The 21,714-nt window shown below is 67.1% G+C and carries 19 protein-coding genes; 12 read left to right on the forward strand and 7 right to left on the reverse strand.

What is annotated here, in order from left to right; translation table 11 throughout:
• Window positions 1–3 precede the first annotated feature (3 nt).
• The 4 genes from ACIA75_RS08690 to ACIA75_RS08705 all read left to right on the forward strand — a co-directional run bounded on the left by ACIA75_RS08690 (window position 4) and on the right by ACIA75_RS08705 (window position 4,538).
• Window positions 4–300, forward strand: coding sequence for a WhiB family transcriptional regulator (locus ACIA75_RS08690; RefSeq protein ID WP_397101562.1), 297 nt, complete (start codon window positions 4–6; stop codon window positions 298–300).
• 87 nt (window positions 301–387) lie between these two features.
• Window positions 388–1,143 carry a MerR family transcriptional regulator gene (locus ACIA75_RS08695; RefSeq protein ID WP_397101564.1) on the forward strand — a complete coding sequence of 252 codons (756 nt, stop codon included), beginning with the start codon at window positions 388–390 and terminating at the stop codon, window positions 1,141–1,143.
• A 207-nt stretch (window positions 1,144–1,350) separates the two neighbouring features.
• Complete coding sequence (locus tag ACIA75_RS08700; protein WP_397101566.1) at window positions 1,351–1,923, forward strand: dihydrofolate reductase family protein; 573 nt, start codon at window positions 1,351–1,353, stop codon at window positions 1,921–1,923.
• Between the two features lie 86 nt (window positions 1,924–2,009).
• Window positions 2,010–4,538 carry an AAA family ATPase gene (locus ACIA75_RS08705; protein WP_397101568.1) on the forward strand — a complete coding sequence of 843 codons (2,529 nt, stop codon included), beginning with the start codon at window positions 2,010–2,012 and terminating at the stop codon, window positions 4,536–4,538.
• Between the two features lie 16 nt (window positions 4,539–4,554).
• Here ACIA75_RS08705 and ACIA75_RS08710 read toward each other — a convergent pair whose 3' ends face one another.
• The 4 genes from ACIA75_RS08710 to ACIA75_RS08725 form a co-directional block, all read right to left on the reverse strand.
• Window positions 4,555–4,866: a hypothetical protein gene (locus ACIA75_RS08710; RefSeq protein ID WP_397101570.1), complete on the reverse strand. Its 312-nt coding sequence runs from the start codon at window positions 4,864–4,866 to the stop codon at window positions 4,555–4,557.
• Between the two features lie 260 nt (window positions 4,867–5,126).
• A complete protein-coding gene (locus tag ACIA75_RS08715; RefSeq protein ID WP_397101572.1) occupies window positions 5,127–7,844 on the reverse strand; it encodes a polynucleotide kinase-phosphatase in 2,718 nt (905 codons plus the stop codon).
• Window positions 7,841–9,532 carry a 3' terminal RNA ribose 2'-O-methyltransferase Hen1 gene (locus ACIA75_RS08720; RefSeq protein ID WP_397101574.1) on the reverse strand — a complete coding sequence of 564 codons (1,692 nt, stop codon included), beginning with the start codon at window positions 9,530–9,532 and terminating at the stop codon, window positions 7,841–7,843. Before ACIA75_RS08720 ends, ACIA75_RS08715 begins: the two co-directional genes overlap by 4 nt.
• Before the next feature lie 64 nt (window positions 9,533–9,596).
• Entirely contained in the window at window positions 9,597–12,059 is a 2,463-nt protein-coding gene (locus tag ACIA75_RS08725; protein WP_397101576.1) for a phosphoketolase, read from the reverse strand.
• 309 nt (window positions 12,060–12,368) lie between these two features.
• On the opposite strand from ACIA75_RS08725, the gene ACIA75_RS08730 reads away from it, so the two are divergent.
• The 6 genes from ACIA75_RS08730 (at window position 12,369) to ACIA75_RS08755 (ending at window position 18,338) form a co-directional block, all read left to right on the forward strand.
• A complete protein-coding gene (locus ACIA75_RS08730) occupies window positions 12,369–12,947 on the forward strand; it encodes an FKBP-type peptidyl-prolyl cis-trans isomerase (RefSeq protein WP_397101578.1) in 579 nt (192 codons plus the stop codon).
• A 204-nt stretch (window positions 12,948–13,151) separates the two neighbouring features.
• A complete protein-coding gene (tig, locus tag ACIA75_RS08735; RefSeq protein ID WP_397101579.1) occupies window positions 13,152–14,528 on the forward strand; it encodes a trigger factor in 1,377 nt (458 codons plus the stop codon).
• 266 nt (window positions 14,529–14,794) lie between these two features.
• On the forward strand, window positions 14,795–15,385 hold the full coding sequence (locus ACIA75_RS08740; RefSeq protein WP_030523257.1) for an ATP-dependent Clp protease proteolytic subunit: 591 nt from the start codon (window positions 14,795–14,797) through the stop codon (window positions 15,383–15,385).
• 88 nt (window positions 15,386–15,473) lie between these two features.
• Window positions 15,474–16,139, forward strand: coding sequence for an ATP-dependent Clp protease proteolytic subunit (locus ACIA75_RS08745; RefSeq protein WP_397101581.1), 666 nt, complete (start codon window positions 15,474–15,476; stop codon window positions 16,137–16,139).
• Window positions 16,140–16,499: 360 nt separating this feature from the next.
• Window positions 16,500–17,780 (forward strand): ATP-dependent Clp protease ATP-binding subunit ClpX, encoded by a 1,281-nt coding sequence (gene clpX, locus ACIA75_RS08750; RefSeq protein WP_397101583.1) that lies wholly within the window; start codon window positions 16,500–16,502, stop codon window positions 17,778–17,780.
• A gap of 102 nt (window positions 17,781–17,882) precedes the next feature.
• Window positions 17,883–18,338 carry a hypothetical protein gene (locus ACIA75_RS08755; protein ID WP_397101585.1) on the forward strand — a complete coding sequence of 152 codons (456 nt, stop codon included), beginning with the start codon at window positions 17,883–17,885 and terminating at the stop codon, window positions 18,336–18,338.
• A gap of 60 nt (window positions 18,339–18,398) precedes the next feature.
• On the opposite strand, the gene ACIA75_RS08760 is transcribed toward ACIA75_RS08755, so the two are convergent.
• Both ACIA75_RS08760 and ACIA75_RS08765 read right to left on the reverse strand, forming a co-directional pair.
• Window positions 18,399–18,968: a carboxymuconolactone decarboxylase family protein gene (locus ACIA75_RS08760; protein ID WP_397101587.1), complete on the reverse strand. Its 570-nt coding sequence runs from the start codon at window positions 18,966–18,968 to the stop codon at window positions 18,399–18,401.
• A gap of 210 nt (window positions 18,969–19,178) precedes the next feature.
• On the reverse strand, window positions 19,179–19,556 hold the full coding sequence (locus tag ACIA75_RS08765) for a nuclear transport factor 2 family protein (RefSeq protein WP_397101589.1): 378 nt from the start codon (window positions 19,554–19,556) through the stop codon (window positions 19,179–19,181).
• 455 nt (window positions 19,557–20,011) lie between these two features.
• Between ACIA75_RS08765 and mihF the strand changes: the two genes are divergently transcribed.
• Together mihF and ACIA75_RS08775 are read left to right on the forward strand one after the other, a co-directional pair.
• Window positions 20,012–20,326, forward strand: coding sequence for an integration host factor, actinobacterial type (gene mihF, locus ACIA75_RS08770; RefSeq protein ID WP_033244686.1), 315 nt, complete (start codon window positions 20,012–20,014; stop codon window positions 20,324–20,326).
• A 99-nt stretch (window positions 20,327–20,425) separates the two neighbouring features.
• Window positions 20,426–20,863, forward strand: a complete 438-nt coding sequence (locus ACIA75_RS08775; RefSeq protein WP_397101591.1) for a hypothetical protein — start codon at window positions 20,426–20,428, stop codon at window positions 20,861–20,863.
• A 46-nt stretch (window positions 20,864–20,909) separates the two neighbouring features.
• Here ACIA75_RS08775 and ACIA75_RS08780 read toward each other — a convergent pair whose 3' ends face one another.
• The gene (locus tag ACIA75_RS08780; protein ID WP_397101593.1) at window positions 20,910–21,638 is read right to left on the reverse strand and encodes a TetR/AcrR family transcriptional regulator; all 729 of its coding nucleotides are present in this window, start codon (window positions 21,636–21,638) and stop codon (window positions 20,910–20,912) included.
• Window positions 21,639–21,714 lie beyond the last annotated feature (76 nt).

Here is a 21,714-nt window from a genome sequence, read left to right on the forward strand (position 1 = left end):
TGAATGTCCACCGTGATCCATGATCGGCGTCCGGCCGCGGACGTATGGGACTGGCAGTTGCGCGGATCCTGTCGTGGCCTGGAATCCAGAGTGTTCTTCCATCCCGAAGGGGAGCGCGGCAGGGCCCGCGCGGCCCGGGTACGGCGGGCGAAGCAGATCTGTGACAGCTGCCCGGTTCTGGAACATTGCCGGAACTACGCGCTGGCAGTGCGCGAACCGTACGGCGTGTGGGGCGGAATGTCGGAAGACGAACGGCGTACCCATGGACAACGGACCATTGATCGGCGGTCGACAAATTAGCAAACCCTGTACCAACACAGGTTGAAGCGGACATTTCGTTCGTGTCCGCCGCCGGTCGGTACGGTCGCCGTGTGGTTTCCTTGATATATGGCTGCTGGTGTGGAGTACACGATCGATGAACTGGCGCGCGCCGCTGGTACGACCGTGCGCAGCCTGCGGGTTTATCACGAACGGGGGGTCCTGCCCCCACCGCAGGTCAAGGGGAGGACAGGCTTTTACAGCCCCGATCACCTCAACCGGGTGCGCACGATCAGCCGGTTGCTCGACAGGGGGATCAAGCTCAACGGCATCAAGGAACTACTCCAGGCGTGGGACCGTGGTGACGACCTCGGCGATATCCTGGGTGTCGGCGCGTTGCTCGGTGGTCCGGAAATGGGCGAACCATCCGCGGGGGAGTCGGCCCCGGCCGGTGACACCATCCCTGCGACCGAGCTCCAGGAGCGGTACGCATCGGTACCCAACGGGCTGGCTCGAATAGTCGCCGCGGGTCTGTACGAGCCGGTGGATGCCGCCACTTATCGGCCCGCTGACCGGCAGCTCATCCGATTCGCCGAGCAGTTGACGGCGGCCGGCGCCACGGATGCCGACATTCTCGGCGAACTCGAGCGTATGCGTGCCGATTGCGACCGCATGGCGCGGCGCTTCGTCGACCTCTTCCACCGCACCGCCTGGCAGAAGTACCGGGAATCGGAGCGCTCGGCCGCCGATCTGACCGAGCTGACCGGACAACTGCAGGTAACCCGGACAATGCCGGGAAAGGTTGCCGCGGAGCTGGTGAACAGGTTCGTGGCGCATCACATCGAGAGTGACAGCGAACTGTCCGAACTTCCGCCGGAGGAATGACGCCGGTGCGAGTGGCCGGCTTCCTGTCGGTGGGAACGGACTGCGCGGGTATTCGTTGAACGACGGTACATTGATTGACGGCTCTTCATTTCCCTCCCGGACGCCTTCCATATACCTAGGTATGTTCCCGGCCGTCTACCGATGCGCCCGTCCCCCGATCGCGGGCACACTCTGCTGGTATCCGAACTGGTAGATGAGGCATGGGGCATGGGAAGCGTGACACTGTGGATGCAGATCTCACTCGACGGATTCGCCGAAGGACCGGATGAGGCGGTCCACTGGCCGGTGGTGGACGAGGAACTCTGTACCGCGTATCTGGACGAACTGCGGCAGGCCGACCTTCTGGTATACGGCCGCAAGACCTACGAGATCATGGCGGCGTTCTGGCCGACCGCCGATCTCGCTCCGGTCTCGCCGTTCTACGTGGAATTCGCGCGATTCTGGCGCGCGGCACCCAAACTCGTCGTCAGCCGGACGCTGCGGAAACCGTCCTGGAATACACAGGTCATCGGTGCCGATTTCGTCGACGAGGTGAACAGGCGCAAGGAGGCGGGGCAGAACATGGTGCTACTCGGTGGCGCCGAAACCGCGGCGGCGTTCCTCGATCACGATTTGGTCGACGAGTACCGGCTTTTCGTTCACCCCATGCTGTTGCGGGGCGGGGTACCCCTGTTCCGGTCGCCGGTCGACACCGCCGGGCTCCGCCTGATGGACGTCCTGACCTTCGACAGCGCCGTGGTCCAGATGCACTACCGGAATTCGGCACACGCGCTGTGCTGACGGTGCCGACTGTCCCTAACCTCTGGTAACCGTAAATATACGGGATGACCATACAACTGTCGGTGGCGTGCACTAATTTACGTTGCATGGCGGTGATCTACCCGGATCGTGCGGCGCCTGCCGTGGCGACGGCCGAGTTCTTCGGCCGGCAACGGGAACTGGCGCGCCTACGCGACCTGCTCCGGTCCGGGAACGCGCGCCTGATCACGCTCGTCGGGCCCGGCGGTATCGGTAAGACGCGGCTGGCCGCCGAGGCGCTACGCCGCATCGAACCCGGCCGCCCCGTGTACTGGGCCCGCCTGGCCGAACTGGAACGCGACTGCGGTGATTCGGCCGAGAACGTCCTGCGGTCGGTGGTGCGGACCGATTACAGCGATCCGGGCTCGCTGGATGTCGGTATGGGCATCGCGCGTCCCGGTCCGGTCGCCGACGGCGCGATCCTGGTCCTGGACAACTGTGAGCATGTGCTCGCGGCTGTGGGCCGGGCGGTGATCGACCTGCTCGCCACCACGCCCGGCCTGACGATTCTGGCCACCAGCAGGGAACCCGTGAACTGGGCCGACGAGTACATCGTCTGTGTGGGGCCGCTGTCACCCACCGAATCGCTGGAACTGTTCCGGCACCGGGCGGAACTCACCGGCCGGCCCGTTTCCGGCGATCCGGATCAACTCGCGGCGGTGCGCCGGATCTGCCGCCGGGTCGAGCATTCGCCGCTGCTCATCCGGCTGGCCGCCGCGCGACTGCGGCATCAGCCACCGGCGATGGTGCTCGCCGAACTCACCGGTGATACCGATGACCGGCGAATGCGCTGGTCGCAGGGTGCGCGCTCGGGGACGGAGCGGCGTCACCGCGGTGTCTTCGACGTGATCGCCTGGTCCTTCGACCTGTGCTGTGCGGAGGAACAGCTGCTGCTGCGCCGGATGTCGGTCTTCGCGGCCGGGTACGAAACCGACGGTGTGGAGCCGCAACGCAACGGTGTGGAACTCGATGCGGTGGTCGCGATCTGCGCCGATGACCTGCTGCCCGCCGACCGGGTGGCTCCGCTGCTGGAGCGGCTGGCCGAACGTTCGCTCGTCTCGACCTTCCGCACCGAGAGCAGTATCCGCTGGTATCTGGTCGAGAGTGTGCGCGTGTTCGCCGGCGACCGGCTGCGCCGGGAGCCGGCCGAAGCGGTGCGGCTGGCGAGGCGGCACCGCCGGTACTACCGGGACCGGGTGGTCGAGGCGCGATCCCTCTGGTACGGGCCGTACGAGCAGTCCTGGCTCGATTGGGCCCGCGCGTCCTGGGACGACATCCTGATCGGAATAGAAACCGGTCTCGGCGATCCGGGGGAAGCACTGATCGGCCTGGAAACCGCGTCGGTGCTGCTGTCGGTCTGGGTACCGTTCGTGAAAGGCGGCAGCTGCGCGTTGACGCGGCTCACCGCCGCGGCACTCGAGGTCACCCGGGACGGCGCCGGCAGCCCGCACCATATCCGCGCCACCGCTCTGCTCGGCTGGTTCTACTTGTGGCAGGGCGAGAACGAGCGTGCGGCGCGACTCCTGGACGAATGCGTGGCCGGATGTCTGCCGGGATACGCCGCCGACGGTGCCTGGCGGCAGCATCCCGAAGTCGATATCGGGTTACCGGCCTCGGTGGAATGGATCTGGGGCCTGGAACTCATGCTGTTCCGGCTGGATCCGCGAGCGATCACGGTTCTCGACCGGGCGGGGCGCAAGTTCGGTGCGCTGGGAGACCGGATCGGAGTCGAGCGCGGTATGGTCTTCGCCGCGCTGGCGGCGTCGATGCTGGGCGATCCCGGACAGGCGGACGAGATCACCCGCTGGCACCTGGATCGTTCGGTGGCCTCGGAATCCGCGCTGGCGGCGCACTGGGCACGGGTGGCCCGGGCGTTGGCGCTGGCGCGATCGGACGATCCGGCCGCTGCCCTCCAGCCGGCGTATTCGGTGCTGTCCGGCCGATGTGCGATCCGGGATATGTGGATGACGTCCTGGTCGGTAGCGGTGTGCATGGTCGTGCTCACGCAGCTGCTGACGCTGGATCCGGCGGCCGCCGGGACGGTGGCCGCGGTCCGTGTCCGGGCTACCGAACTGGCCTGGCTGGTGGGAGTTTTCCGGGCCTGTCACCGCGCGATGGGGGTCTGCGTCGAGCGGGTGCCGATGATGGTGCTCGGCGTCCGCCGCGCCACCCAGGCCGCAACCGCGATCATCGGCGCGACGGATTTTGCGGCGGCCGAAGAGCGTGGTGGCCGGTTCCGGCCGGGTAGCGATATGTTCCAGCAGTATGTGCGGAGCCGCTGGCCGGTGCGTCCCGTGGATGGTTCCGCGCCGGTTCTCCCGGAGGTCACCGGCTGGAATGGGCTGTCACCGGCGGAACGTGAGGTGGCGGTGCTGGCCGCCGCCGGGTGGCCGAACAGCGGTATCGCCGAGCGGCGGGGAAGTTCGGTGCGGACCGTGGATGCGCAGGTCGCGAGTATCCGGCAGAAACTGCTGATTTCCTCGCGCCGCGATATCCCCCGCTATGTTCCCGCCGAGCTGGCTGAGACCGTCGATCTCGAACGCACGGCCGCCGCCGGTCGCCGGCGGGACCGGCGGGTGACGAGAGCGCGGAAGTGAGCATCGGTCACCGGGGTCAGCGGCAGGCGTAGAAGTACGGCTTGTACGCGCAGATGTCGTGGTATCCGCCGTTGCTCTCGTAGGTTTCGCTGCGCTGCGCGGGAATCGCGTGCACGGGTTCGCTGCGGTTGCTGGGATCGCTGGGGATGTCATGGGTGTCGTTGTACGTGCCCAGGCCCGGGTGCGAATCGCCGCGGGTGCTGTGGCCCGGGGCATCGGCGTGGGCGATCTGCGGGGCCAGCGCGGCGGGCGCGATGGCGAACGCGCAGGCCAGCACCGCGGCCGCGGCAAACTTTTTCACCAGTCCGTGGTTACGAGCGATGGTCATGATGGTCTCCATTCCGTTGAGGCGGCTGGACTTATACGGCGGATCAATGAATGTGGGTCCGTAGTCCAATGTGCCGCTGTCTAACGGTACGGTACACGAGTGTTTGATTCGGCGCGCGTTGTTTTCCCGTGATTGGGAAGGTTTCGGATCGCGGTCTACGGGGTCCGGTGTTCCCCGCCGGTGGGACAGCCGGCTACCACGCCGGAGGCGGCGTAATCAGGTGCAGTCGGGGCTCGCCTGCGCCGGCGGCGGCGCAGAAACTACAACCGAGGATCGACCGGTTCCGATTCGAGCGCGAGAACCGCGAATACCGCCTCGTGCACCCGCCAGAGTGGTTCGCCTGCCGCCAGGCGATCCAGCGCTTCCAGGCCCAGCGCGTATTCGCGCAGTGCCAGGGAACGTTTCCGGCCGAGGCCGCGGGCCCGCAACCGGCGCAGGTTCTCGGTACGCAGGTACTCGGGGCCGTAGATGATGCGGAGGTATTCCGGCCCGCGGCATTTGACCCCCGGCTGCACGAGCCGGCCCACCGGCGTCGCCGCCGGATTCGCCGCGCCCGGACCGCCGGAGGCCGGTGCCCCCGTCCGGTCCGGGCCTTCCCGATCGGTGTCATGGCCGGTGCGCCGGTCGTCGATGCCGGCCGCCCCCGGTTCGTCCGTGTACCGCGTGCGAGGTTTCGGCGCTGCGTGGACGAGGGCGTCGACCGGTTTCACCACCATGCCTTCCCCGCCGCGGCCGGTCAGCGACAACCACCACTCGGTGGCGGCCGCTTCACTGTCCGGGTCGGTGAGATCGACGTTCATTCGCTGGGTGGGAGTCAGCAGGTCCGGATCGGCGGCGACCAGCCGGTCGATCCTTTCGAGCTGCCAGTGATGGTCGCGTACCGCATAGTTCGTTCCCTCGCCCGCCAGCAGGCCGAAGGGCGCCACTTTCAACCCGGCGAGACCGTCCACCGGCCAGCAGTAGCGGCCGTAGGCACGGGTGAACGCGTCGATATCGGCGGCTCGGCCGGACATCCGGTCGTGGAGGTCGCCGACCTCCTGCCCTCGGGCTGCTGCCGCCGCCAGAACTTCCGCGGCGGCACCCACCGAGGCCCGCGCCGCGGCGCCGACCGCCGCGTACTGGTTGCGCAGCAACTGCTGTGCCTTCGCCGACCAGGGCATGATCTCGGTGTCCAGCAGGAGCCAGCCGGTGTTCAATTCGCCGAACAGGCCGGCCGATTCCGCTGCCGCGCGGATCCGGGCCAGTACGGCTTCGGTCCGGCCGGGGTCGTCGAAGAAAGGCCGCCCGGTGCGGGTGTAGATCATGCCCGTGCCGTGCTCCACGCCGAACCGGTGGCGGGCGGATTCGGGGGAGCGGGCGAGCAGGACCACCGCGCGCGACCCCATATGCTTCTCCTCGCACACCACCCGGGTCACGCCCTCGCTCCGGAAGTAGGCGAACGCTTCGGCCGGATGCTCGAGGAAGCCCGGCAACTCCGAGGTGGCGCACGGGGCCATCGTCGGCGGCAGGTACACCAGCCAGCGTGGGTCCACGGCGAATCGGCTCATCACCTCGAGAGCCGCGCTCGCGTTCTCCTCCTGCACGCCCACCCGGCCGTGATGGCCGGTCTGCACAACGCGGCGGCCGACGACATCGTCGAGGTCCAGGATGCCGGGGTCCCGGTGGGCGAGCCCGGCATCCGGTCCGCCGCCGACCGGTGCCAGCGGGCGGATGGGTTCGTACCACACCTGTTCGGCCGGTACGGATACGGTTTCCCGCTCCGGATACCGCAGCGCCGACAACTGCCCGCCGAACACCACCCCGGTATCCAGGCAGAGCGTGTTGTTCACCCAGCGCAGATCGGTGACCGGGGTGTGGCCGTACAGTACGGTCGCGCGGCCGCGATAGTCCTCGGCCCACGGGTAGCGCACCGGCAGACCGAATTCGTCCGTTTCCCCGGTCGATTCGCCGTACATGGCGAACGACCGGACCCGGCCGGAGGAGCGGCCGTGATATTCCGCTTTCAGGCCGGCGTGTGCCACGACCAGCTGCCCACCGTCGAGCACATAGTGGCTGATGAGTCCCCGGCAGAATTCGAGGGCCGTGGTGCGGAACGCGCTGTCCTCGGCGTCGAGCTGGGCCAGCGATTCGGCCAGCCCGTGCGTCGGTTTCACCTTCCGGCCGGAGAGGGCGCGCACGAGCTTGTTCTCGTGGTTCCCGGTGACACACAGGGCGTCGCCCGTCTCGACCATCCCCATCACCAACCGGAGCACACCGGGTGTATCGGGTCCGCGATCGACCAGATCGCCCACGAACACCGCGGTCCGGCCACCCGGGTGCCGGGCCCCGACGGCCCGGCCCGCCTCGTCCCGGCCGATCCGGTACCCGAGTGCGGCGAGCAGTGTTTCCAGCTCCGACCGGCAACCGTGTACATCGCCGATCACATCGAACGGACCGGTGAGGTCGCGGCGGTCGTTCCACAGCCGTTCGTCCACTACCCGTGCCGCGCCGATCTCGTCGACGCCGCGGAGCGTGTGGATCCGCCGGAACCCCTCCCGTTCGAGCCCTCGCAGGCCACGACGCAATTCGCGCTGCTGGCGATGCACCACGTGGGCGCCCAGGGCGGACCGGTCGGGCCGGTGTGCATTGCGTTCCAGGCATACCGAATCCGGTACATCCAGCACGATCGCCACCGGCAGCACATCGTGGTCGCGCGCGAGCGCGACGAGTTCCTTACGGGCGCCCGGCTGCACATTGGTGGCGTCGACCACGGTGCGCAACCCGCGCCGCAACCGCACACCGACGATGTGATGCAGCAGGGCGAATGCCTCCGGTGTCGCCGCCTGGTCGTTCTCGTCATCGCTCACCAGCCCGCGGCAGAAGTCGGAGGAGATCACCGAGGTCGGCGGGAAATGAGTGCGGGCGAAGGTCGATTTCCCCGAGCCGGTGCAGCCGATGAGCACCACCAGGCACAGGTCCGGTACGGCGAGATCGGTCACTGCGCTGCTCCTTCGGTGTCGTTCTGGGTGCGGGTGAACACCGCGAGCTGGGTCGGCGGCCCGACCTCGGGGTCCGGGGCGCCGATCGGGGCGAAACGCGCCCGATAGCCGAAATGCCCAGCGATCCGCTGCGCCCAGGAACGGAATTCCGCCCGGGTCCATTCGAACCGGTGATCGGTATGCCGGAAACGGCCCGCCGGCAGACCGTCGTACCGGACGTTGTATTCGGCGTTGGGTGTGGTGACCAGGACCGAATGCGGAGCCGCGGCACCGAACACCACATACTCGACCGCGGGCAGGCGCGGTGGGTCGATATGTTCGATGACCTCCATTAGCACGGCCGCGTCGAACCCGCGCAATGCGCTGTCGGTATAGGTGAGCGACCCCTGCCGCAGAGTCAGCCTGCGCGCGACCGGCTCGGGTAGCCGGTCCAGCCGCAGCCTCCGCCTCGCGATGGACAGCGCTCGCATCGAGACATCGACACCCACGATCTCCTGAAAAGACCTGTCGTCGAGCAGGTCTCGCAGCAGTGCGCCCTCACCGCAGCCGAGGTCCAGGACGCGCGTGGCGCCGGTGTCCCGGAGAGCGGCCACCACGGCCGCACGCCGCTGCACCGCGAGCGAGAGCCGGGGCACGTCGCCGGTGGTAGGTGCGGTGAAAGCGGGACTTCCGGCGGCCCCACCGTCGAGATCACTCGCCGCGACAGGGCTTTCTGTGCGCGGGGCGCCGGTTACCGCTTCGATGGCAGTATCCGAGGCGGTGTGATTCACCGCAGCTGCATCGTTGGTTCGAGGTTCGCCGGTGTCACACCGTGCAGTGGAGGTCGGCTCGGTGGTGTCCGGGCCGATAGCGGGAGCTGCCTCGGCGAGGCTTTCCCCGGAATCTTCTCCGGCTGCCGGTTCCTCGTCGATCGCCCCGAGCTCCTCGGGATCCGACGCGTCCAGTTCGGCCAGCCGGGCCAGTGCCGTGCGGACCAGGGAGTGTCGCCGGGCCAGATAGCGGCGGGTTATCCAGGCCCGCTCCGGGTGGGTGGCGAGCCAGGCGCCGCCGGCGCGCAGCAATTTGTCCACCTCGGCCGCATCCAGCCAATAGTGCTTGGCGCCGTCGAGGACCGGCAGCAGGACATAGAGGTGGTTGAGTGCGTCCGCCAGTCGCACGGTTCCCGTGAGGACCAGCCGCAGATGGGCCGAATCACCCCATTCGGGAAACGCCGGGTCGAGGGGGAGCGGTGTCGCGGTCACCGACCAGCCGAGCGGGGCGAAAATACGTTCGGCGAGTTCCGGCCCGCCGCGGCAGCCGAGCGCGGGCAGCTCGAGGCGCAGCGGCAACGGGGTGCGCGCAAGTTCCGGGCGTTGCGTACAGTCGCCGCGCAGGGCGCTGCGGAACACCGCGCCGATCGCCACCGACATCAGCGAGGACGCCGCATACGGCCGGTCGTTCACATACTGTCCGAGGCTGAACGCCTGCGTCTCCCGGGACCGGCCGCGCACCAGCCGCACCGGGTCCACCTCGAGCAGCAGCGCCGCGGTGCAGCGGTCGGGTGCGGCGTGTGGATAGAGCACATGCGCTGTGCCGTAGGACAATCCGAATTCCTGCACCCGGTCGGGGTTCTTGTGCAGGAGGAACCCCAGATCGGTCGCGGGCGTACCGCTGTCCGCGTCCGGTGTGCAGGTGATCGTCAACAGCATGCTGTGATCGTCGCCGAGCGCCACCGGTGCGGCAAGGTAGTTTCACCCGGGCCGGCCGGTCCGGTTATCCGGGCCAGCGCCAGTTCGCCACCTCGGGGATATCCTCGCCGTGCTGCCGGGTCCAGGTCCGGGCCCGCAGGCGCGCGTCCACCATCTCCTGGCGTAACCCCGCCGCCTGCTGACGCAGCGCCGGAACCCGGTCGATCACGTCCATCACCAGGTGGTACCGGTCCAGGTCGTTGAGCATGACCATATCGAAGGGCGTGGTGGTGGTCCCGCGTTCCTTGTAACCCCGCACGTGCAGACCCGCATGATTGGTGCGCCGGTAGGTGAGCCGGTGGATCAGCCACGGATAGCCGTGAAAGGCGAAGATCACCGGCGAATCCAGGGTGAACAACGTATCGAATTCGCTGTCCGGTAATCCGTGCGGATGTTCCTCGGTGGGCAGCAGTCGCATCAGGTCGACCACGTTCACCACCCGCACCCGCAGCCACGGCAGTTTCTCCCGCAGAATCGCCGCCGCCGCGAGGGTTTCCAGGGTCGGCACGTCGCCGGCGCAGGCCAGCACCACATCCGGCGTGGTGGCCGGTTCGTCGCGGTGGCCCGCCCAATCCCAGATGCCGATACCGCGGGCGCAGTGCAACGCGGCATCGGTGGCGGACAGCCAATCGGGCTGCGGTTGTTTACCGGCCACCACGACGTTCACGTAGTGCCGTGAGCGCAGGCAGTGGTCGTACACCGACAGCAGGGTGTTGGCGTCCGGCGGCAGATACACCCGGACTATCTCGGGTTTCTTGTTCAGCACCACATCGAGGAAGCCCGGGTCCTGATGGGTGAAACCGTTGTGGTCCTGCCGCCAGACATGCGAGGACAGCAGATAGTTCAAGCTCGCCAGCGGGCGCCGCCACGGCACCGCGGCGCTGGCGTCGAGCCATTTGGCGTGCTGATTGAACATCGCGTCGACGATATGGACGAACGCCTCGTAGCAGGTGAAGACGCCGTGCCGGCCGGTCAGCAGATAACCCTCCAGCAGGCCCTGGCACATATGCTCGGACAGCACCTCGATCACCCGTCCGGTGCGGTCCAGTTTCACATCGTGGACGCCGATCTCGGCCTGCCAGTTCCGGCCGGTGACCGTGAGAATATCCTGCAGCCGGTTGCTGACCAGCTCGTCCGGCGCGAACGTCAGGAAATTGTCCGGGTTGCGTTCGGTGACCTCGCGCAGCCAGCCGCCGAGCACCCGGGTCGCCTCATGGCTGCTCCGCCCGGGCTCGCTGACATCCACGGCATGGTCGCGCCACTCGGGCAGCCGCAGGTCGCGGACCAGTGCGCCGCCGTTGGCGACCGGGCTGGCGCTCATCCGCTTCGCCCCGATCGGCACCAGCCGCCGCAGCTCCGAGACCGGGGCCCCGTCCTCGTCGAACAACTCCTCCGGGCGATAGGAACGCAGCCACTGCTCGAGCACCGCCCGATGCCCGGCATCGCCGCGGGCCGCGGGCAGCGGCACCTGATGCGCGCGGAAGGTGCCCTCCACCGGTTCCCCGTCGACCTGCGGCGGCCCGGTCCAGCCCTTCGGGGTCCGCAGGACGATCATCGGCCACTGCGGACGGCTGGTGTCGCTACCGTCGCGGGCGGCCCGCTGGATCTGCGCGATCCGCTCCAGGCACGCGTCCATGGCGGCGGCCAGGTCCTGGTGTACCCGGGCCGGGTCCCGCCCGGCGACGATCAGCGGCTCGTAACCGTTGCCCCGCAGCAGCGAAACCAGCTCGGATTCCGGGATACGGGCCAGCAGCGTCGGATTGGCGATCTTGTACTCGTTCAGCGCGAGAATTGGCAGCACCGCCCCGTCCCGCGCCGGGTTGAGGAACTTGTTGGCATGCCAGCTCCCCGCCAGCGGCCCGGTCTCGGCCTCGCCGTCACCCACCACGCAGAAGACTGTCAGATGCGGGTTGTCCAGTGCGGCACCGAATGCGTGCAGCAACGAATAACCCAGCTCACCGCCCTCGTGGAACGAACCGGGTGTCTCCGGCGCGCAATGACTGGGCACCCCACCGGGAAAAGAGAACTGGGCGAACAATGCGCCCATTCCCTCCGCGTCCTGCGGCACATGACTGTAGAGCTCCGAGTACGTTCCCTCCAGCCAAGCGCACGCGTTCGGGCCCGGCCCGCCGTGGCCGGGCCCGGCGACGAACACCGCGTCCAGGTCCCGCGCCAGAATCGCCCGATTCGCGTGCACCCAGACCAGATTCAGGCCGGGCACAGTGCCGAAATGGCCGAGCAGACGCGGCTTCACCTGTTCGGGTGCCAGAGGTTCGCGCACCAGCGGATTCGCCATCAGATAGATCTGCCCTACGGACAGGTAATTGGCGGCCCGCCACCACGCGTCCAGGGTCTCCAACTCGTCGGGATCGAGCGGACCTTCCGCAGTCGCGGACAGCACATAGGGCCGGGGGGCAATGGATTCACCCCCGTCACCGCCCACATTGTCGGCAGCAGTGTCCCCGCCTGCTCGTGCCAACTGCGTCATACGCCGAACCTCCTGGAGGTCGTGGTCGCGCCGGGCCGCCCACACGCGGTGTGGTCTTTCACAACGATAGCTGGAGGTGTGCCAGCCCGTGTCCGGTTCACGCGTGTGGAGTCGGCGGCCGCTCGCTCGGTCCGCTTTCACGGGACGGCATACCCGCGCAATCGGGCGATAACCGATGTGCGGGAGGCGGCCTGATGGTTCGTACCCGTGGCCGGAATCGACAGGGCTCCGACCCACGCTGCCGGAAGGGGCACCATAGATACAGCCCCGCGTCGTGGGGTGCGGCGCGATCGACATAGTGTGCGTTCTATGCAGAAATTCGGCAGGATCGTCGCCGCTGTGGCCGCGGGTGTGGTTGCGTTCGGGCTCACCGGGTGCGGTTCGGACGACGGCTCCGACAACACCGCGACAACGACCAGCGCGGCGGCCGCGCCGACGGGTGCCTCCGCGCAGGGGGCGCCGTCCGCGTCGAAGGGCCGGGAATGCACGGCCGACGATATCGGGGTGACCGGCGGGTTCGGTGAGGTTCCGGAGATCACCATCCCGGATGATTGCGATCCGCCGAAACAGCTCGTGGTGAAGGACCTCGTTCCCGGTTCGGGTCCCGGTGCGGCCGCCGGTGACAAACTGACCATGAACTATGCGCTGGTGACCTGGTCGAACAAGGAAAAGCTGGATTCGTCGTTCGACCGCGGTGAACCGTTCGAGCTGACCCTCGGTTCCGGCATGGTCATCCCCGGCTGGGAACAGGGCCTCGAAGGCGTGCAGCAGGGTGCCCGCCGGTTGCTGATCATCCCGCCCGAACTGGGTTACGGTGCCGGCGGTAACGGCGTACCGCCGAACGAGACCTTGGTCTTCGTCACGGACGCGGTCGCAGTCCCCCAGTGAGCAGCGCGCCCGACCCGGTCAACTACCCTGGTCGGGATGCGTATCCCGGGCGCGTGAAACCGCAGGTGCTCGCCGTTCCGGATGGTACGCCGAGGGCGCGTACCCGCGTGCCGTCGCCAGACCACGCGCCATCAACCGGATACCGGCACGGATAACGTGCGGGGCCGACGAGAAGACGAACCGACGAGAACAAGGAGCATGTCCGTGAAGAGCACCGTCGAGCAGCTGAGCCCGACCCGGGTCCGGATCAATGTCGAGGTGCCCTTCGAGGAGCTGAAGCCGGACTTCGATCGCGCCTACAAGGCCCTGGCCAAGCAGGTGCGCATTCCCGGCTTCCGTCCGGGCAAGGCGCCGGCCAAGCTGCTCGAGGCGCGCCTGGGTCGCGGGGCGGTGCTGGAGCAGGTCGTCAACGACGCGCTGCCGGGCCGCTACAGCGAGGCCGTGTCCACGTCCGAGGTGAAGGTCATCGGGCAGCCGGAGATCGAGATCACCAAAATCGAGGACGGGCAGGAGCTGGCGTTCACCGCCGAGGTCGACATCCGCCCGGAGATCACCCTCCCCGAGGACTACAGCACCATCGCGGTCACCGTCGATGCCATCGAGGTCACCGATGAGGACCTCGAGGAGCAGCTGAAGTCGCTGCGTCAGCGGTTCGGCACCCTCACCGGTGTCGAACGTGCTGTGCAGGACGGCGATTTCGTCTCCATCGATTTGGCGGCCACCGTCGACGGCGAGGAGGTCCCGGAGGCGGCGACCACCGGGCTGTCGCACGAGGTGGGTTCCGGTCAGCTCATCGAGGGCCTGGACGAGACCCTGCTCGGAATGTCGGCCGGTGAGTCCAAGGAGTTCACCTCCACCCTGGTCGCCGGCGAGCACGCCGGTAAGGAATCGGTGATCACCGTGACCCTCGGTTCGGTCAAGGAACGCGAACTGCCCGAGGCGGACGATGAATTCGCCCAGCTCGCCAGCGAATTCGACACCATCGACGAGCTGAAGGCCGATCTGCGGACCCGGGTCGAGCAGTCGAAGAAGGTGCAGCAGGCCGGCGAGATTCGCGACCAGGTGCTGGAGAAGCTGCTCGACACCGTCGAGGTGCCGCTGCCGGAAGCCGTGGTCAAGGCCGAGATCGACGCCGTGGAGCATGACGCCGTCCACGGTTTCGACCACGACGAGGCCAAGTTCGCCGAGGCGCTGGAAGCACAGGGCTCCAGCCGCGAGGAGTTCGACGCCGATACCAAGGAAGCCGCCGAGAAGTCGGTGAAGACCCAGCTGCTGCTGGACGCCGTCGCCGAGGCCGAGGGCACCCAGGTCGGGCAGGAGGAGCTCACCGAGCGCATCCTGTTCCAGGCGCAGCGCTACGGTATGGCGCCCGAGCAGTTCATCCAGCAGGTGCAGCAGGCGGGCCAGCTGGGCGCGGTATTCGCCGATGTCCGCCGCGGTAAGGCCCTCGCGGGCGTGGTCGTCCAGGCAACAGTCACCGATTCGGACGGCAACACCGTCGACACCGAAGAGATGTTCGGCAGCCCGAAGGCCGCCGAGGACGAGGCGAACGAGGAGTCCACCGAGGCCACCGCGGAGTAAGCCATACGAGGCATATACGGATCGGAAGCCCTGGGACCAGAGGCGGTGTCGGCAATCCAGAGACAACACGGGAACGTTTCCCTGTCCCTGGTATGCCGCCGCCCGGACTCCCGGGGCTTCCGCCGTGGTTCCTCGAGAGATATTCCGCTCTGAGCGAAGTGGGGCGGGACCGGGACGTCGGTCACCCCCCGTTTCGTTAGTGTTTGTGACAGCAACGAGCCGGCGAGAGAAGGCAGGTATCCGTGACAATCAACCAAGCCGAGGTCATGACAGCTCCGACCGCTGGGCTCAATCTCAGCGATTCCGTGTACGAGCGCCTGCTGCGTGAGCGCATCATCTTCCTCGGCACCCAGGTCGACGATGACATCGCGAACAAGATCTGCGCGCAGATCCTGCTGCTGTCGGCGGAGGATCCCACCAAAGATATTTCGCTGTACATCAACTCGCCCGGCGGGTCGGTGAACGCGGGTATGGCGATCTACGACACCATGCAGTACGCCGAATGCGATATCGCGACCACCGCGATGGGTCTGGCCGCGTCCATGGGGCAGTTCCTGCTGACCGCGGGCGCGCCGGGAAAGCGTTTTGCGCTGCCGCACACCCGGATCATGATGCATCAGCCGTCGGCCGGTATCGGCGGTTCGGCCGCGGATATCGCGATCATGGCCGAGCAGTTCGCTTACACCAAGCGTGAGCTGAACGAGTTGCAGGCGATGCACACCGGCAAGCCGGTGGAGCAGATCAATGCCGACGCCGACCGCGACCGCTGGTTCACACCCGACCAGGCGCTGGAGTACGGCTTCATCGACCGGGTGATCACCAATGCGCGCCAGGCGGGCGGCACGGGCAGCAACTAGGGCGTTGTTCGCGGATCCGGCCCGGGTGGCCGGCCGGGATCCGCGAATCCGTCCGGCGGACAGCTCACTCACAGACTTGGAGACGAATATGGCCAATCCGAACGTTCCTCGTGGCCTCGGCGGTCTTGCCCCGGCGGGCCCGCAGTCGCGCTACATCCTGCCGTCGTTCATCGAGCATTCGAGTTTCGGCGTCAAGGAATCCAACCCGTACAACAAGCTGTTCGAGGAGCGCATCATCTTCCTCGGCGTGCAGGTCGACGATGCGTCGGCCAACGACATCATGGCGCAGCTGCTGGTGCTCGAATCGCTGGATCCCGACCGCGATATCACCATGTACATCAATTCTCCCGGTGGCTCGTTCACGTCGCTGATGGCGATCTACGACACCATGCAGTACGTGCGGGCCGATGTCGCGACCGTCTGCCTCGGGCAGGCGGCGTCGGCGGCGGCGGTGCTGCTGGCCGCCGGCACTCCCGGTAAGCGGGCCTGCCTGCCGAACGCGCGGGTGCTGATCCATCAGCCGTCGGTCGAGGGCGGTATCCAGGGTCAGGTGTCGGATCTGGAGATCCAGGCCGCGGAGATCGAGCGGATGCGCCGGTTGATGGAGACCACGCTGGCCCGTCACACCGGTAAAGACGCGGACACCATCCGCAAGGACACCGACCGCGACAAGATCCTGACGGCCGAGGAGGCCAAGGAGTACGGGATCATCGATACGGTGTTCGATTACCGGAAGCTCAGCGCTCAGAAGTAGGTGTCATCCGGGTCCGGCGCGCCGTGTGTACGTGGTGCGCCGGGCCGGCCGGGGGCGGACCCGGCCGCAGCGGAGAGGTGCCGGAGCGTGCGACACGCCCCGGCCCGGCGGGTCGGCGGAAATCGCGCGCCGACGCCGTATCCGCGTGAATCCCCGCACAACCGCGACGAGAAACCTGCCCGAGTTGTCGACCCCGATCGCACACACCGGGTACGGTCAAACCCAGGGACCTGTGTTCCCGGTTGACAGCACCGCCCTTCGATCCGGGTGATTCCGCCGGATTCGCTCCCCCCGTGGGCGGCGGCCGGCTGACAGCTGGACGGATGGTTGCACGCGAACAAGGAAGTAGGGACCCACACGATGGCGCGCATCGGCGACGGCGGCGATCTGCTCAAATGCTCGTTCTGCGGAAAGAGCCAGAAGCAGGTCAAGAAGCTCATTGCGGGACCAGGGGTGTACATCTGCGACGAGTGCATCGATCTGTGCAACGAGATCATCGAGGAAGAGCTGGCGGAATCGAGTGAGGTCAAGCTCGACGAGCTGCCGAAACCCGCCGAGATCCGGGATTTCCTGGAGAACTACGTGATCGGGCAGGACACTGCCAAGCGCACGCTCGCGGTGGCGGTCTACAACCACTACAAGCGCATTCAGGCCGGCGACAAGAGCCGGGACGCGCGCGGGGAAGTCGTCGAGCTGGCGAAGTCCAATATCCTGATGCTCGGCCCCACCGGCTGCGGTAAGACCTATCTCGCGCAGACACTGGCCAAAATGCTGAATGTGCCGTTCGCGATCGCCGATGCCACCGCGCTGACCGAGGCCGGTTATGTGGGTGAGGATGTCGAGAATATTCTTCTCAAACTCATCCAGGCCGCCGATTACGACGTCAAACGCGCCGAGACCGGGATCATCTACATCGACGAGGTCGACAAGATCGCGCGTAAGAGTGAGAACCCGTCGATCACCCGGGACGTGTCGGGTGAGGGTGTGCAGCAGGCGCTGCTGAAAATTCTGGAGGGAACCCAGGCGAGTGTGCCGCCCCAGGGTGGGCGCAAGCACCCGCACCAGGAGTTCATCCAGATCGATACGACCAATGTGTTGTTCATCGTGGCGGGCGCGTTCGCGGGTCTGGAAAAGATCATCTCCGATCGCACGGGTCACCGGGGGATCGGGTTCGGCGCCGAGGTGCGGTCCAAGGCCGAGATCGATACCACCGATCATTTCGCCGAGGTGATGCCGGAGGATCTGATCAAGTTCGGTCTGATCCCGGAGTTCATCGGCCGGTTGCCGGTGGTGGCGTCGGTGACCAACCTGGACAAGGATTCCCTGGTGAAGATCCTGTCCGAGCCGAAGAACGCACTGGTGAAGCAGTACATCCGGCTGTTCGAGATGGACGGGGTGGATCTGGAGTTCACCCGCGACGCGCTCGAGGCCGTGGCGGATCAGGCCATTCTGCGGGGCACCGGGGCGCGCGGGCTGCGCGCCATCATGGAAGAGGTGCTGCAGCAGGTGATGTTCGATATCCCGAGCCGCGACGATGTGGCCAAGGTGGTCGTGGACGCGGATACCGTCAACGACAATGTGCTGCCCACCATCGTGCCGCGGAAGCGGGAGCGTCCGGAGCGCCGCGACAAGTCGGCCTGAGGCCGGGCCGCAACCGTTCCGACACCGGATTCGGGCTTACCGGCACCTGCCGCGCGGTATGGTCGGTGACCACTCGACATTCGGGCGATGTAGGAGCGGGTCATGGCGACACTGCTTATCGGTGGAATCCGGCGCGATCGATGTGATCAGCTCGAGGCACCCGCACGGCTCGGCCGTGCGGGTGCCTTTCTCTGTGTGCTCGCGGCAGTAGTGGCAGCCGCCGTGCTCGGCGCCCCGCCGGCCGCCGCCACCGTGGTCCAGGTCAGCGTGATGCCGGATCTGAACACCGGGATCCGCACCGATTACGGCACCGGGTGCACCTACACCGTGCGGGCCCGGCTGAGTGAAGCGGTGACCCCGGTGACCTTCTACGACAACGGGGTCCCGTTCGCCACCGTCCCGCCCGCGGGAGGCGGGATGGCACTGGTCCAGTGGGTGCCCGGCTACGAGGGCGATCACACCCTGCAGGCGGCCCAGCCGGGCGGTGATCCCGCGCCGTACGTTCAGGTGTTCGTCGGTCGCGGCGAACACATCGGTTACGCGTGCTGGGTGATCTGAGCGGCCGTCAGGCGATGTCTGCGCGGTGACGCTGCGCTGTCGCCTCCGGGCCTGACCCGCTCATGCCCAGGGCACTCGGCACGAGTCGGTGCTGAATCCCTGTGCCGTGATGCCGAGGGCGTGGTTGTTGCGGGCCCGCGAGTTCTCCAGTCCGATCTGGTAGGTCAGTTCGATCACTCCCGGCCGGCCGAAGCGGCGTTCCAGGTCGGCGACCTGCTCGTCGGTGACCGTCATCGGCGTGGCGGTCATCGCGTCCGCGTAGGCGATCGCGGCCCGCTCGTCGTCGGTGTAGTGCGGCGAGGTCTCGTACTCGTCGATGTGCTGGAGCCGGTCGATATCCAGTCCGTCCAGGCGTTGCAGCATGGTGCCGAAATCGACGCACCAGGAGCAGCCGACGGTCCAGGCCGTCCGGTATACGGCGATCTCCCGGATATTGGCGGGCAGCTTGTTCGAGACCCGCTCGACGATCAGTTCGTGGACGCCACCGGCGACCAGAATCCCGGTGTGGTGGCCGCTGACCGCGAAGGGCTCGGGCACCTCACCTATCTTGCGGCGCGCGAACCAGTACATGACCCTGGTCAGCAGTCCGGCGTCCGTCGGGGCGAGGGCGGGGATACGGGAAGTGCTCATCGGATCTCCTCGTTCGAGTGGGGATGTCCCTACTACCTGGACGAGACAGGGTTCCGTGGCGTGACGCCCGGGGCGCCCACGATATCGGCCCGGCACGCCGGACCCGGGAAAATCAGGGTCCGGCGCGTGATGGGGGCCATGGGCCGGTCGTGGGCGGCCCGGGGTCGGCGATGCGGCGGCTCAGCGCAGTAGAGTCGTCGCACCGCTGCTCTATTCGGGTTCGACGGCCATATCGTCGGCGCTCCAGTAGGCGCGCATCCGGGTGATCCGGCCTTCGGTGTCGAACTCCATGACGTCGATCGGGCTCAGGGTCATCCGCCGGCCGCCGGCCTTGGTGATCAAGGTGAATACGAAGGCGGCATGATTTCCGGCGATTCGTACGGTGTCCGGCGCGAGCGAGGTTTCCCGGTCGAGGCTCGCGATCACGTCGTAGAACTCGCGGATGGCATCGTGGCCCTGTTTGGGCTCGGTGCCGATGGGGTCTTCGATGACAGCATCCGGTGCGTAGAGGTCGACGATTTCTTCGGTCGGTCCGGCGCCGACCAGCTTCACGTACTGCTCGACTACGTCGCGGATCTCCCGTGCCATCGCCACTCCTCCGAATTGAAACGTGTTCTAGGTTTGGGAGCGTAGCAGCTGTGCGCGGTACCGGTACAGGGAAACCGCACAGCAGTGAACTCGGGCCGAAAAGGGCCCGGACCGTGTTCTGGGGAAGAAGTGCCTGATCACAGCGCATACCGTGCACAGCGGGCGGGAATCTGCGTTGATCCCTCGGTTCTCCGTTGAATCGCCGCCGTACAGGGGATGCGTCTGCCAGGATTTTCGTTGCGGGGACGGGAAATGTTACGTGTTGCAATGCCCCGAACCGGATATTTCCGGACCACCGCCCGGTCCGGTTCCGGCCGGAACCAGCGGAGCCGAATCAGAAATCATTGCTATGACTGCAGGTCTGGCCGGTGTGTCGGCGGTTCGGTGTCGGTATTGTGATGTTGAATCGACCCGGTCAACCAGATGTTCGAGCGACGAGTGAAAGCGGAGGAGACATGGCACTGCCAACGATGACCGCGGAACAACGCACGGAGGCTCTGGCCAAAGCGGCGGCGGTGCGCAAGGCGCGCTCCGAACTGATCGGTCAGGTGAAGGACGGCAAGGTTTCGGTTGCCGATCTGCTGCGCAAGGCCGATAGCGACGAGCTGGTCAAGAAGACCAAGGTGGTCGCCGTGATCAAGGCGCTGCCGGGCGTCGGCCCGGTGAAGGCCGCCAAGCTGATGGACCAGGCGGAGATCCCGGAGGATCGCCGGATCGGTGGCCTGGGCGCCCGCCAGCGGGCCGCGCTGTTGGAGGCGTTGGCCAACTGAGGAGGGGAGCGTCCGGTTCCGGACGCTCCGAACTCCGGCCGCGGCCGAGCCGGTCGTCAGGCGAAACGACCGGCATGGCCCGGCGGGCCAGGTGGCACTATGTCCATTGGTGACGAAATCGAATCATTTCTCGGCGAGTACCAGTCCACGCTGAGTGCTTACGACGCCGAGCGTACTGCCGCATTATGGGGGATACCGGGCACCATCGTGAGCGACGAATTCGTCGGTGCCCTGCATTCGCGGGAGGAAATGGCGCAGGGTCTCGCCCAGGCGCACCCCATCTATCAGATGCTCGGGCTTTCCCGGGTGGATCATGCGGTGCTGGAATGCGTCGAGCTGACTCCCGTACTGGCGCGTATCCGGGTGCGCTGGCATTTCTACGACGGTGACGATGTCCTGCTCACCGACAGCGACTACGAATACCTGCTGCGTCGTGATGACGAGGGCTGGCGCACCTATGTCGCGGTCGCCATCGACGAGGCGGAAAAACTGGCCTGGCTGGCGGCGGACCGGGGGATCCGGCTGCCGGGAATGTGATCGCGGAAGTCGCGCGGAACGCGGGAAGCCGGCGCGAGATACGCCGTCACCTGCCGGTGCGCTGAGTCAGTAGGGCTGCCACTCCGTCGAGAATGCGCTCTATTCCGAATTCGAGGGCGTCACCGCGCTGGTGTGTCCGCTGGGTCGGCTGCCGCGTTTCCGGAGTGTCCGATATCGCCGCGATCAGCCGTGGGAAGCGGTCGCCCGCCAATTCCAGGGCCGCGGCCATGGCCCCGGTGAATTCTTGTTCGGTGGCTCCGGGGCCCATCAGTTGTTGAGCGAGGCTGCGCACGTGCCCGTTGAGTACGACGAGGATGTCCAGGCGTTCCGGGCCGGTCAGCGCGATATCTGCCATGGCCTCCAGGGCGGCCTCGGTCCAGCCGAGTTCGTTCGGGCCCACGGGCCGGGTGCCGACGAGCAGTTCCATTACCCACGGATGGCGCCGGTACCGCTCGAAACTCGCGTGTGCCCAGGAGTGCAGGCCGGTCCGCCACGGTTCCGGCCCCGACGTGTCCAGCTCCGGTAGGCCGGCCATCGCCGCTTCCGTCATCAAGGCGGTGATCTCGGCTTTGCCCGGCACGTGGCGGTAGAGCGACATCTTGGTGTAGCCCAGCCGATCGGCCAGCTTCTGCATGGACACCGCGGCCAAACCCTCGGCGTCGGCCAGCTCGATCGCGGCGGCCACGATCGCGGTCCGGGTCAGGGAGGGTTTGGGCCCCCGGGTCGGTCGCCGCTCCGTTCCCCAGAGCAGTTCCAGCACGGTCGGGGTCGCCATCGGATGCCTCTCGAAATCTGGTTGACGTGGAACTGTGTCTACCATACGCTGATCGGCGTCCGGCGGAAACAGTTTC

The organism is Nocardia sp. NPDC051750 (assembly GCF_044453135.1).
In the GTDB taxonomy this organism is placed as follows: Bacteria; Actinomycetota; Actinomycetes; order Mycobacteriales; family Mycobacteriaceae; genus Nocardia.

Bases quoted from the DNA above. Each gene is read 5' to 3' on its own strand.
- ACIA75_RS08765 (WP_397101589.1), bottom strand. From the start codon at position 19,556: ATGGCACGGGAGATCCGCGACGTAGTCGAGCAGTACGTGAAGCTGGTC.
- ACIA75_RS08730 (WP_397101578.1), top strand. From the start codon at position 12,369: ATGCAGAAATTCGGCAGGATCGTCGCCGCTGTGGCCGCGGGTGTGGTT.
- ACIA75_RS08760 (WP_397101587.1), bottom strand. From the start codon at position 18,968: ATGAGCACTTCCCGTATCCCCGCCCTCGCCCCGACGGACGCCGGACTG.
- ACIA75_RS08705 (WP_397101568.1), top strand. From the start codon at position 2,010: ATGGCGGTGATCTACCCGGATCGTGCGGCGCCTGCCGTGGCGACGGCC.
- ACIA75_RS08720 (WP_397101574.1), bottom strand. From the start codon at position 9,532: ATGCTGTTGACGATCACCTGCACACCGGACGCGGACAGCGGTACGCCC.
- ACIA75_RS08725 (WP_397101576.1), bottom strand. From the start codon at position 12,059: ATGACGCAGTTGGCACGAGCAGGCGGGGACACTGCTGCCGACAATGTG.
- ACIA75_RS08690 (WP_397101562.1), top strand. From the start codon at position 4: ATGTCCACCGTGATCCATGATCGGCGTCCGGCCGCGGACGTATGGGAC.
- ACIA75_RS08700 (WP_397101566.1), top strand. From the start codon at position 1,351: ATGGGAAGCGTGACACTGTGGATGCAGATCTCACTCGACGGATTCGCC.
- clpX (WP_397101583.1), top strand. From the start codon at position 16,500: ATGGCGCGCATCGGCGACGGCGGCGATCTGCTCAAATGCTCGTTCTGC.
- ACIA75_RS08740 (WP_030523257.1), top strand. From the start codon at position 14,795: ATGACAGCTCCGACCGCTGGGCTCAATCTCAGCGATTCCGTGTACGAG.
- ACIA75_RS08755 (WP_397101585.1), top strand. From the start codon at position 17,883: ATGGCGACACTGCTTATCGGTGGAATCCGGCGCGATCGATGTGATCAG.
- ACIA75_RS08710 (WP_397101570.1), bottom strand. From the start codon at position 4,866: ATGACCATCGCTCGTAACCACGGACTGGTGAAAAAGTTTGCCGCGGCC.
- ACIA75_RS08775 (WP_397101591.1), top strand. From the start codon at position 20,426: ATGTCCATTGGTGACGAAATCGAATCATTTCTCGGCGAGTACCAGTCC.
- mihF (WP_033244686.1), top strand. From the start codon at position 20,012: ATGGCACTGCCAACGATGACCGCGGAACAACGCACGGAGGCTCTGGCC.
- ACIA75_RS08780 (WP_397101593.1), bottom strand. From the start codon at position 21,638: ATGGCGACCCCGACCGTGCTGGAACTGCTCTGGGGAACGGAGCGGCGA.
- ACIA75_RS08745 (WP_397101581.1), top strand. From the start codon at position 15,474: ATGGCCAATCCGAACGTTCCTCGTGGCCTCGGCGGTCTTGCCCCGGCG.
- ACIA75_RS08695 (WP_397101564.1), top strand. From the start codon at position 388: ATGGCTGCTGGTGTGGAGTACACGATCGATGAACTGGCGCGCGCCGCT.